At 56.7% G+C, this 10,768-nt stretch carries 9 protein-coding genes; 4 read left to right on the forward strand and 5 right to left on the reverse strand.

Annotated elements, in window-relative coordinates:
- Positions 1-110: 110 nt before the first annotated feature.
- A complete protein-coding gene (locus tag ACFPLB_RS13830) occupies positions 111-572 on the reverse strand; it encodes a YybH family protein (RefSeq protein WP_378230602.1) in 462 nt (153 codons plus the stop codon).
- A gap of 151 nt (positions 573-723) precedes the next feature.
- Between ACFPLB_RS13830 and ACFPLB_RS13835 the strand changes: the two genes are divergently transcribed.
- Positions 724-1,713, forward strand: a complete 990-nt coding sequence (locus ACFPLB_RS13835; protein WP_378230604.1) for a 3'-5' exonuclease — start codon at positions 724-726, stop codon at positions 1,711-1,713.
- Positions 1,714-1,844: 131 nt separating this feature from the next.
- Here ACFPLB_RS13835 and ACFPLB_RS13840 read toward each other — a convergent pair whose 3' ends face one another.
- From ACFPLB_RS13840 to ACFPLB_RS13855, 4 genes are all read right to left on the reverse strand, one after another.
- Positions 1,845-2,336: an RES family NAD+ phosphorylase gene (locus ACFPLB_RS13840; RefSeq protein WP_378230606.1), complete on the reverse strand. Its 492-nt coding sequence runs from the start codon at positions 2,334-2,336 to the stop codon at positions 1,845-1,847.
- A gap of 321 nt (positions 2,337-2,657) precedes the next feature.
- Positions 2,658-3,002, reverse strand: coding sequence for a hypothetical protein (locus ACFPLB_RS13845; protein WP_378230608.1), 345 nt, complete (start codon positions 3,000-3,002; stop codon positions 2,658-2,660).
- Complete coding sequence (locus ACFPLB_RS13850) at positions 2,999-4,117, reverse strand: IS5 family transposase (RefSeq protein ID WP_378230610.1); 1,119 nt, start codon at positions 4,115-4,117, stop codon at positions 2,999-3,001. The genes ACFPLB_RS13845 and ACFPLB_RS13850 overlap by 4 nt, the downstream gene beginning before the upstream one ends.
- 250 nt (positions 4,118-4,367) lie before the next feature.
- Positions 4,368-5,501 carry a cysteine desulfurase family protein gene (locus tag ACFPLB_RS13855; RefSeq protein ID WP_378230612.1) on the reverse strand — a complete coding sequence of 378 codons (1,134 nt, stop codon included), beginning with the start codon at positions 5,499-5,501 and terminating at the stop codon, positions 4,368-4,370.
- A gap of 97 nt (positions 5,502-5,598) precedes the next feature.
- Between ACFPLB_RS13855 and ACFPLB_RS13860 the strand changes: the two genes are divergently transcribed.
- The 3 genes from ACFPLB_RS13860 to ACFPLB_RS13870 are packed head-to-tail and all read left to right on the forward strand — an operon-like array spanning position 5,599 to position 10,747.
- Positions 5,599-6,579, forward strand: a complete 981-nt coding sequence (locus tag ACFPLB_RS13860; RefSeq protein ID WP_378230614.1) for a DUF4007 family protein — start codon at positions 5,599-5,601, stop codon at positions 6,577-6,579.
- Entirely contained in the window at positions 6,576-9,917 is a 3,342-nt protein-coding gene (locus ACFPLB_RS13865) for an ATP-binding protein (RefSeq protein WP_378230616.1), read from the forward strand. The genes ACFPLB_RS13860 and ACFPLB_RS13865 overlap by 4 nt, the downstream gene beginning before the upstream one ends.
- On the forward strand, positions 9,917-10,747 hold the full coding sequence (locus ACFPLB_RS13870; protein ID WP_378230618.1) for a phosphoadenosine phosphosulfate reductase domain-containing protein: 831 nt from the start codon (positions 9,917-9,919) through the stop codon (positions 10,745-10,747). The genes ACFPLB_RS13865 and ACFPLB_RS13870 overlap by 1 nt, the downstream gene beginning before the upstream one ends.
- The last annotated feature ends 21 nt before the right edge of the window (positions 10,748-10,768 follow it).

The raw sequence follows: 10,768 nt of genomic DNA on the forward strand, positions 1-10,768 counted from the left end.
CGAACTGGAACTGAGGACTGATCAGATAGACCATCGCAAACAGGTAGGTTGACGAAGCGAGGTAATTCGGATCCGACGCGAACCCTGGTCGAATATCTTGCTGTCAGTCGTCAGCGATAGCTCACCGGTCGAAGCGTTCCGTCAGGCCCCACCAGGTTCGTTTCCATATGAGGCACGATGTCGGTGTTATGCGCCGAGGCGCAACTCCAGCTCCCATTGCGGCGGTGCACGATAAAAGAAAAGATGGTGTTGCGTACACCCGGACTATCGATTGGCCCGGCACTGCTTTGTCCCTCGATGCGTATCCGGGCGTGGACGATGGCAATATCCTCAGCCAGCATCTTTACCTTGACCTTCATCAGGCGCAGCGTCGATGCACCGAAAATGTGTTCGAAGCCATAAGCGTGCGCCTTGCGGATCGCAGCGCGATCATGCCACCAAAGGCCTGTCACATTGACGAATTCGGCGTCTTCATCGAAAAGAGACGCAAGTTTGTCCGCGTCCCGATGGGCCCATGCTTGTGCAAAGACGTGGGCGATGCTTTCCGGTTGATCGAGCGGGCTGTAATTCAACTTCTTGCCTCCTTGGAGGGCAGTCTGGATTTCGTGCAATGATAAGCGGGACTGCGGTCGTCAATACCCAGTTAACATGCGCTCATGACATTCGGTTCATCATCACCAGGCCTTATATGAAGAAGACCGCAACAATACAGGAAAGGGCAGCATGAAGAATTCATCCGCCCAGTTCGATCTCTTTGACGAAGCACCGGGCTATCGTGAGGTACCGCGGCCTGCCCCGAGACCGGTGAGGAAGCAGGCTACGCCCCCGCTTGATGCCCGGGACGAAGAAGAAGTAGCCCAACGGCTTGAAGCGACTGGTCGATTCCAGGTCCTGCGTAAACTGGTTCCACGCCCGGTCATACCGCGTTCCGAAAGTGCCCATCCCCGACTTGCAGTTCTGGTCGATACGGAGACTACCGGCCTCCAGCATGCAAAGGACGAGGTGATTGAGATCGGCGCAGTTGCTTTCACCTATGACGACGATGGCACGGTGGGCGATGTGGTCGGGGTCTATGGCGGGCTGCGTCAACCTTCCTCACCGATCCCGCCCGAAATCACCCGCCTGACCGGTATCACCGATGAAATGGTCGAGGGTCAGGAAATTGATATTGATGCCCTCGATGTGCTGATCAAACCGGCCGATCTGATTATTGCGCACAATGCCGGCTTCGACCGGCCATTCTGCGAGAAGCTGTCGCCATCCTTTATCCCCAAGGCATGGGCGTGTTCTGTTTCTGAAATCAGATGGGCAGATCTGGGCTTTGAAGGCAACAAGCTTGGCTATCTGGTCGGCCAGTCCGGCCTCTTCCACGAAGGACATCGTGCGACTGACGATTGTCATGCGTTACTCGAAGTTCTTTCCCGGCCAGTGGGCGACGAGATGATCGTACCCTTTGTCGAGCTTCTCCGGTCAAGCACTCGCAGCAGGGTACGAATTTTCGCAGAAAACTCACCCTTTGACATGAAGGATCATCTGAAAGCCCGCGGCTACAGGTGGTCAGACGGAAGCGACGGGCGGCCCAAGGCCTGGTGGACCGAAATCGACGAAGAGCGTTACGACGATGAACTCCGCTATCTTCGCACGGAAATCTACCGCTGGGAGGATGCCGAACCGCTGACATTGCATATCACTGCAGAAAATCGGTTTCGATAAATCATGCGTTGGCAAAATTTGATAGAACCGATCGCTCAGAATGGTAGAAATTGACCCTATTCAAGTCATGTTAGATTAAGTGAAGTATTCCTGAAAGCTGCCATTCATCGTTCAGGAGAGTTGTATGGCGATCAGTCGGGTTGCTGTTCGATTTTGTGCGTAATGTCTTTTACCTGAAACAGCCGACACCACCCGACTTCGAAATCGTCAACATTGAAAATCGCGACATTGTAGCCGTCTTCGCCGAACGAGCTCTTGTACGCCACACCGCCGTATCCGAGAGAACGGAACAGTTCCGCGAGTATCTGTGTGGGAGCGTATTCTGCTGTGTCGACGGACCTATCTGTCGGCGCTGAAAATGCCCTGTCGATATCCGACCAAACAGCCTTCTCCATCTCCATGCGTTCTGGCTCTTTGAAGTATATGAACTGCCTTTCGGTGAGAACGCTGCAGTCGATCAGTTTCAATTCGCGCAAACTTTTCATACCAGCGACGGTCACGTAAGCGCCGATCGCAGGCCTGACTTCCGACACTGCCGTGGCGTCGTTTGTCGCCATATAAAGACAGGGTATGCCGCGGGGGTTCACGCGCCCGTCGCTGGCACGGTCACGCAAAGGCACCATGCGGGCCTTGCTGGCTGCGCACTCGATATCGTCGATGTAGATGTCTTCACCGGCGTCGCCGGTTTGATAACATGGGTCTCAGGCCATGTGCCACTTGGGCGCGTCTTAATCCCGCGCCCACGTTGACGATATTCTCTCGGGCATGACACGTGGCAGCGACGGCTCGCAGAAATGCTTCCGTCTCTGGAGACCGAATGTAACGACGGGACTTCATGACCTCACGTCGAAAATGATGGTAGTCACGGTGCGATTTGAAAGTCGGAGCAAAACTCTCTTCAGTCACGAATTCACTCTCCAAAATCGACAGTCAGGAAGTAAGTCCTAGCAGGCTGTTGAAGAAGTATCTCTTTTGGCTTTAAGGATCGCCTCGTCGCCGTTGTGGTAAGCGAATGTGATCTCGATCGAGCCGTCGTCGAGCAATTCAGCGGAACCATCGCCAGTGACGTCGTCCATCTCATCGAAACCGGCCCATGTGAAGAACACCATATTAGGGCCATAGCTGAGGTCGAGGCCGGCTTGCAGGGCGCCAAAGGCGATCTCACCGTGGTTTTCCGCTCCGATGGTGATAGTGGCGGGATCGACAAGGTCGAGATGATCGCGATCCCACAGATCGGCCTCGACGATCCGCCAACGGCCAATCAACGGGCAGTTCGCCGGCGCACTCATATCGGTGCCGCCAGCAACTTCGGCAACCGCACGAGATTGTAGGCAGCGGCGCTGAAGGTGAAGGCCCATCCGACGCGGTCGCGGCCACGCAACTTCGTCTTCGCCTGTCCGGCGACGATCTTGATCCATCCGAACGCCTCCTCAATGCGCTTGCGAATTCGCTGGCTGACGGCATAGCCGCCGTGCCGCGTCGTGCGCCCGTCGATCGCCGAACGACGGCCGTTCGTGTTCTGCGCCACGTGCGGCGTCACTGTCATCGAGCGCAGCTCATTGATGAAGTCCTCAGCGTCATAGGCCTTGTCGGCGCCGAGTGTGATCGCTTGTGGCCGGTCGGCGCGGGGCTCGATCATGTGCAGCGCCGCCACCCGCTCCGCATGCCCGTCGGCCAACGTCAGGCAGGCGTCGACCAGCAAGCCGTGGCGGTTCTCCATCAGCCCATGCCCCATGAAGCAGAGCTTGGCCTCCTTGCCTTTCCCCTTGCGATAGAGCCTGGCCTCGGGGTCGGTGGTCGAGGCATGCGTGTCGTTCGACCGCTTCTGACCGTGGAAGTCCGCTTCCGCGTTGCGTCCGCCGCCCTCTGCCGGCGGCTCGCTCGAGCGGTTCCCCCGGTCGGCGTCCGACGGCGAGCCCTTCGGCTTGACGCTCTTCATTGACGCCCAAGCCTCGACCAGCGTGCCGTCGACCGAAAAATGATCCGTGGAAAGAAGCCTCTTCACCTTGGGCTGCGCCAGAATCGCGCTCAGAAACTTCGCCGCGATGTCGCCCTCCAGCAGCCGGTCGCGGTTCTTCGAGAACACCGAATGATCCCAAGCTCCATCATCGACGCCGATCCCGACAAACCAGCGGAACAGGAGATCGTATTCCAGCCGTTCCATCAAAAGCCGCTCCGAGCGGATCGAGTAGAACGCCTGCAGCAGCATCGCCCGAAGCAGTTTCTCCGGCGGGATCGATGGCCGCCCAATCGCCGGATATAGCATCGCGAAGTCCCGCTCCAGCGCCGACAGCGCCTCGTTGACGATTACCCGGACCGTGCGCAACGGATGATCCCGCCGCACCCGCGCCTCAACGTCTACGTAGCTGAATAGTTCGCCCGTCTGTCCGTCTTCGCCCCGCATAATTCACTCCCACCCCTTCGTGATCGCAGTGAATCACGAACCTGGGACTGTCGCGAGCCCTTTTTCAACAGCCTGCTAGACCTCGGACATCTAAAAGCCCGATTCATCGATCTCCACCGCGTCTCTCAGAGCTTTACAGTCCTCGTTATTGGTCTGTCGAAGCGTTCAATGGCTCACCGTGGTGTAAAATTTAATAAGGCGATCGTGCGTACTTTTTTTTGAGTACGGCGCAGGGTCTCAGTCAGACTTACTACATTAACCGGTTGTAGGCTTTGGCAATTTCTTGTGCTGCATATATTGCATCTTCAATTGTGGTCGATGAACCGATGCTAAATCTGATAGAAGATCTCGCCTCATCTTCCGTCAGACCTATCGCAGTCAGAACATAGGAAACCTCTTGAGTCCCCGAGGTGCAAGCAGAGCCAGTGGAGGCTGATATTTTTGGCTGGATCAACTGCAGCAATTGCTGGGCATCAGCGCCGTTGATGCTGATATTGAGGTTTCCAGGGTGACGGAGACATAAATCTTTTACTCCATTAATTCGAAAATCAACACCCTGTTCTCGCAGTGCCTTTGAAAAGGCGTCCCTGACTGAGGCGATGCGTTTCCGTCCATCTTCATTTGAGGCAGCAAGGTCGCATGCAGCCCCCATGCCCACACAAAGCGCAAGCGGAAGTGTTCCTGGTCTCATCCCTCCTTGCTGATCGCCACCGAAGAGGATGGGAGCAATCCGAGGCTGTACAGCACGTGCGATATATAATGCGCCAATTCCCATTGGACCTCGCATCTTATGGGCCGATAGCGCCATCAGATCACAGTGGTCCGCCATATTGGCCATGCTTACTGCTTCTGGGCCTTGCGCCGCGTCACAATGGAAGAGAGCTCCTTGCTTGCGGCTATTGATAGCGGCGATATCCTGAATGACGCCGATCTCGCTGTTCACCAAGCCAATTGAGATCAAAGCTGTTTGTTCATCAATATTTTCTTCTATCGCTTCGAGTCTCACTCTGCCGTCTTGATCTATAGGCAAGTCATTGATTTCAAAGCTGAACTCTTGGGATAATGCTCCACATGCTGACAGCACACTCTTGTGCTCTATTGGACTTCGAAGGACCTTGCCCTTCAAGTTTTTCATCGATCTTCTAATGCCGAGAATTGCCAGGTTATTGGCTTCTGTGGCGCCTGACGTAAAAAATACCTCGTCAGGGTCGGCTCCGATTAGAGCAGCGGTTTGCTCCCGAGCGCGGTCCACTTTCTTTGCCGCCTCCCAACCCACCGCGTGTTCGCTCGAGTGAGGGTTCCCGAAGCCGGCGTTCCGCATTTCTTCTGCTACGCGGTCATCAAGCTGCGTGGTTGCCTGACAATCCAAATAGATGGGTTTCATTTAACGACTTCCAATCTGGATAGCTCCTCCAGGTGCCCATTGATCGTATCGCCGGCGTGCTCTATTGTCACCAAAAAATGGCTTGGTGGGTTTAGTTATGGGTAGAGGTCCGCTTTATGAATTTGAATACCGACCACAATTTTCAGGCCATGAAACATTTCCGCTCAAGTACGGCTGGCTAAAAAAGGCAGTCGACGCTGTCTCTGCAAGCCAAGAGTCAGAGTACAATAGAAAATTATTTTTAGCAGATGACGCCATCGGACATTTCGGCGTTGGCAAGAACATGGTTGCCTCAATAAGATACTGGTCTGAGTCAGTGGGCATGATAACGCCAGCAGACTCGGCCGGGAGGATAATGGTTACCCCGCTTGGGAAGCTAATTTTTGGCTCGCACGGATTAGACCCATTTATGGAGGTCGCGGCGACCTCGTGGCTTGCCCATTGGCTTTTGTGCGGCCGGCCAAACCGGACCACATGGTATTGGGTATTTGGATACCTACCTGACATTGATTTTGAGCGTGACGGCCTTACTCGCGCACTTGTGGCACTGGCCCAAGACAGGAGGTGGCCCAGGATTTCTGACGCCACCATCAAGCGTGATGTTGACTGCTTCATAAGGACCTACGCATCGCGTGCGACCTCCGCCGGAGGGGCACACGAAGACAGTCTAGAATCTCCCCTCGTCGAACTCGGTCTCATACGGGGGATCGGGCGCAAAGATGGGTTCCGCATGGTTCGTGGCGGCAAGCCCACGCTCGGCATGGGTGTCTTTCTCTACGCTTTACTCGATTTCTGGGAGCGATACGCAGGATCTGTGGGTTCGCGCAGCAATTCGCTCTCCTTTGAGACGATTGCTTATGAGCCCGGATCTCCCGGTCGGGTCTTTTTGCTTGATGAAGCCGCTCTCTCCGAACGCCTCGCTGATCTCGATTCGTTCACTGACGGTGATCTGATGTGGTCTGAGACGGCCGGCCTCAAGCAAGTGCTGCGCCGTCGCGTCATCGACGAGGCTGCTGCTCTAGAATATGTGGCGCGTGATTTCGCCGATGTTGTCGGTTCCATAAGGGCAGCATCATGAGCCTCATCGAACGTGTAGCCATCGAACCCCGTTTTCAACGCGCCGTGCGCATCGATACCGATCTCGGTGACGCAGAGGCCTTGCGCGGTTTCATCTGCCCTCCATCTTCGATCGCTGTTCTGCAATCGATGGCCGAGCACGTCTCAGATACCGGGCAAGCAGCTTTCACCTGGACGGGTCCCTATGGCTCGGGGAAGTCGAGCCTTGTCGTCGCGCTGAGTGCTCTGATGAACGGCAATGCCTTGCTGCGTGATGAAGCGGCGGGGATCATCGGTCAGGACATAGCTAACGAGATCTGGGGCAAGCTACCACCCCGCAAGAAGGGGTGGCGCATTCTTGGAATCGTCGGCCGCAAGGATGATCCGATAGCGATCTTTGGCGAAGCGCTCGTCAGGTCAGGATTTGCTCCCGCAGACACGGTTTGGACAGAGACTGGCGTCCTAGACACCCTCAAGAGCTTGGCGGCCGAGAAAACTGATAAGCATGGCGGGCTTCTCGTTTTCGTAGATGAAATGGGCAAGATGCTCGAGGCCGTGGCGCGGGGACATGGTGACGTTCATCTAATCCAGCAGGTAGCCGAGATCGCTTCGCGTAGCGGCGGAAGGCTTGTCTTTGTCGGTATCCTGCACCAAGCGTTCGACGAGTATGCCGCGAAGCTCTCGCGTGATCTGCGTGATGAGTGGATCAAGATCCACGGCCGGTTCATCGACCTGCCGGTCAATGTGGGCACAGAAGAACAGATCGCCATCCTTTCGCGTGCCATCAAGGGCGAGCCCGGGAATAAGGCGCATGTGCCTGCGGCCAAAGTCGTGGCTACTTCTATCGCGTCCGGCCGGGCCGAAGCCGTCAAATCACTCACGGAATTACTTGCAACGTGCTGGCCTCTGCACCCGGCAACGGCGGCCCTTCTCGGCCCGATCTCGCGCCGTCGGTTCGGTCAGAACCAGCGCAGTATCTTTGGTTTTCTTAATTCTGCTGAACCACACGGGTTTCGTGATTTTCTGCGGCGCTCACCGAGCGGCATGTTCACCCCCGATCATCTTTGGGACTATTTGAGGGTCAATCTCGAACCAGCCATCCTGTCCTCTCCGGACGGTCACCGCTGGGCTGTAGCGGCCGAGGCGATCGATCGGTGCGGCGCCATGGGTGGGGACGAGGTGCACTTTCGGGTGCTCAAGACAATTGCCGTAATCGATCTGTTCAAGGATCGCTCTGGCCTTTCCGCCTCCGAAGCAGTTCTCGCTGTGTGTATGACCGGCAGTTCAGCATCCGAGATTGATGCAGCGCTTGAGCAGCTGGCTGAATGGTCTCTCATCGTCTTCAAGAAGTTTCTTGGCGGCTTTGCGGTCTACGCCGGCAGCGACTTCGACATCGAGGCAGCGATCGAGGCGGAGGTTGGCGAGCATCCCCAGCCCGACATGGCGTTGGTTCGCTCGCTCTCGGGACTGCAGCCGGTCCTGTGCAAGCGCCATTATCACAAGACCGGCGCACTGCGCTGGTTCGATATCGATATCGTATTGTCGAGCGAGCTCGAAAAACATATTGAGAGCTATCGGCCGGCCGACGGTACAATCGGGCAGTTCGTGCTCGTGGTGCCAGACCAGGGCGAGACCCTCAGGGACCTGGCGACAATGCTCGAGGGGGTGGATGTCACGAACACCGATTGGGACACCGTTTTCGGAATCGCCGCTAGCACCGACTACATCCTCAATCTCGCCCGCGAGGTCCAAGCCCTCGGCCGGGTTCGAGCTCACCCCGATCTACAGGGTGACGCCGTGGCGCGGCGCGAGGTTTCGGCGCGGCTGGCGGCCGCCCAATCAATATTTGAATCAGAAGTGACAAAGGCTTTTGAGCAGGTTGAGTGGCATCACGGTAAGGACCGTGTCGTACGCATACCGTTGCGCCACTTGAGCCAGATGGCCTCCGAGTTTGCGGACCACCGCTTCATCAAGGCGCCGGTCCTGCACAACGAGTTGCTCAACCGTATAAAGCCGTCGAGCAATGCTGTCGCAGCCCAGAATGTCCTTCTCAAGAAAATGGTCACCGAGGGTCACCTCGAGCGGCTTGGGATCGAAGGGTTTCCCGCCGAGGGCGGTCTCTACTTGTCCCTGCTGGCCAAGACCGGATTGCATGGGAAGCAAGGCGATGGATTTGGCTTTCTTGATCCGCGTGAAGGCAAAGACCCCGCTGGCCTAGGGTCACTCTGGAGCGCGGCGGAAAAATACCTCAAAGCCAACGCCAAGCGCTCGGTATCGCTCGACGAGATTTATACCCTTTGGGGCAAGAAGCCGTTTGGTCTCAAGCGCGGAATCATGCCGGTCCTGGCGATCACTTTTTTGATGACCATGCGGTCAACGCTCGCCTTTTATCGCGACAGCATTTTTCAACCCTTTCTGCGGGACATCGACATCGACTATCTCGTCAAGGACGCGACGCTGATACAGATCCGGTGGATGGATCTCAGTGAGGACGCCCGCGAGCTCCTTTCCGGCCTCGCCGACGTGGTTCGCGACCTCGATCCTGAAAACACCTTGAGCAATCTCGAGCCGATCGATGTGGGACGTGGACTTGTGGCAATCTATACCCGTCTGTCTCCATGGTCCCAACGTACCCAGCGCCTATCCTCCAACGCCACGGCGGTGCGGAACATCTTCAAGAAGGCTGCCGACCCTAACAAGCTGATCTTCAATGATCTGCCAGGCCTGTTCTCGGCGAAGGGCGATGACCACGACGGGGTCATCGCCAATGTTCGGCAGGGGCTCGAAGAGCTCGTTGCCGCGCACCCCGAAATGCTACACCGCCTACGCTCTGAGTTACTCTCCGAGCTGCAGGTCCCTAACGCCTCGCCCAATGCGATCGCCGATTTACGAGCCCGGGCCGAAAACATCCGGGATCTAGCGGGGGATTTCCAGCTCGAGGCGTTCGTTGGGCGCATCGCGACATTCCAAGGCAGTGACGAGGACATCGAGGGTTTGGCAAGCCTTGCGGCCAATCGCCCGGTCCGGGACTGGTCCGATGCCGATATTGATCGAGCCGCTATGGGGCTGGCTACGCTCGCGCTGAAATTCAACCACGCCGAAGCCTTTGCGCATGTGAAGGGTCGCAAGGACAAGCGTGAAGCAATGGCATTCGTTGTGAGCGTCGGGGGGCGGCCGGCTCCAATCTTTGGTGAATTCGATGTCAGCGAGACCGAAGGCGAAGTCGTGGACAATCTCGTCGCCAAACTTTCCGCTCAGATGTCGGGTGCCAACAACAAGCTGGTCCTGGCCGCTCTCGCGCGGTACGGGGCCAGAGTTTTGACGTCTGAAAAGGACGACGAAAAGAGAAAGGCCGTCTGATGGTTGAACGCCACGTTCTGGGGTTGTCTGGTGGCAGAGACAGTGCCGCGCTGGCGGTCTATATGCGTCACCACTATCCTGAATTCGACATTGAATACTTCTTTACTGATACCGGCAAGGAGCTTCCCGAGGTCTACGAATATCTCGGACGCCTCGAAGGTGTCCTCGGAAAGCCGATCCTGCGGCTCAATCCCGACCGGGATTTCGATTTCTGGCTCATGCAGTACAATTCGTTCCTTCCCTCAGCGCAGACGCGTTGGTGCACTCGCATGCTCAAGCTACGCCCTTTCGAGAATTGGGTGAAGCCCATGCTCAAGAACGGCGACGAGGTCACCTCCTATGTAGCGATCCGTTCGGACGAAGATTACCGTGAAGGCTACAGTTCGAAATCGCAGAACCTGTCCGTCCGCCTACCCTTCCGTGAAGACGGAGTCGATAAGGCAGGCGTAATCGAGCTGCTTGAGGCCTCAGGCCTGGGATTGCCGTCGTATTATGAATGGCGTTCGCGCAGCGGTTGCACCTTCTGCTTTTTCCAACAGAAGATCGAATGGGTACGCCTTATGGAGCGCCATCCAGAGGCCTTCGAGGAGGCCAAGTCCTACGAAAAGACGGCAGTGGAGCATGGCTCGCCCTTCACCTGGAGCCAGGGGGAATCCCTTGAGGAACTATCCCATCCGGATCGCGTGGCCCAGATTCGCAGCGATCATGCAGCGCGCCTCGAGCGCATGAAGGCAAAGATTCAGCCTAACCCGCTGCGTCCCGACGGGGAGCCGATTGATATCGATGATCTCTATGGTCAGTCCAAGATGTGCCTGACCTGTCACAAGTAACGGGCGGCGGGCTCGACTTTG

The organism is Aquamicrobium segne (genome assembly GCF_042656785.1).
In the GTDB taxonomy this organism is placed as follows: domain Bacteria; phylum Pseudomonadota; class Alphaproteobacteria; order Rhizobiales; family Rhizobiaceae; genus Mesorhizobium; species Mesorhizobium segne.

Excerpts from the sequence above, each read along its gene's own strand:
- ACFPLB_RS13850 (WP_378230610.1), bottom strand. The coding sequence starts at position 4,117 with ATGCGGGGCGAAGACGGACAGACGGGCGAACTATTCAGCTACGTAGAC.
- ACFPLB_RS13835 (WP_378230604.1), top strand. The coding sequence starts at position 724 with ATGAAGAATTCATCCGCCCAGTTCGATCTCTTTGACGAAGCACCGGGC.
- ACFPLB_RS13865 (WP_378230616.1), top strand. The coding sequence starts at position 6,576 with ATGAGCCTCATCGAACGTGTAGCCATCGAACCCCGTTTTCAACGCGCC.
- ACFPLB_RS13860 (WP_378230614.1), top strand. The coding sequence starts at position 5,599 with ATGGGTAGAGGTCCGCTTTATGAATTTGAATACCGACCACAATTTTCA.
- ACFPLB_RS13840 (WP_378230606.1), bottom strand. The coding sequence starts at position 2,336 with ATGGTGCCTTTGCGTGACCGTGCCAGCGACGGGCGCGTGAACCCCCGC.
- ACFPLB_RS13855 (WP_378230612.1), bottom strand. The coding sequence starts at position 5,501 with ATGAAACCCATCTATTTGGATTGTCAGGCAACCACGCAGCTTGATGAC.
- ACFPLB_RS13870 (WP_378230618.1), top strand. The coding sequence starts at position 9,917 with ATGGTTGAACGCCACGTTCTGGGGTTGTCTGGTGGCAGAGACAGTGCC.
- ACFPLB_RS13845 (WP_378230608.1), bottom strand. The coding sequence starts at position 3,002 with ATGAGTGCGCCGGCGAACTGCCCGTTGATTGGCCGTTGGCGGATCGTC.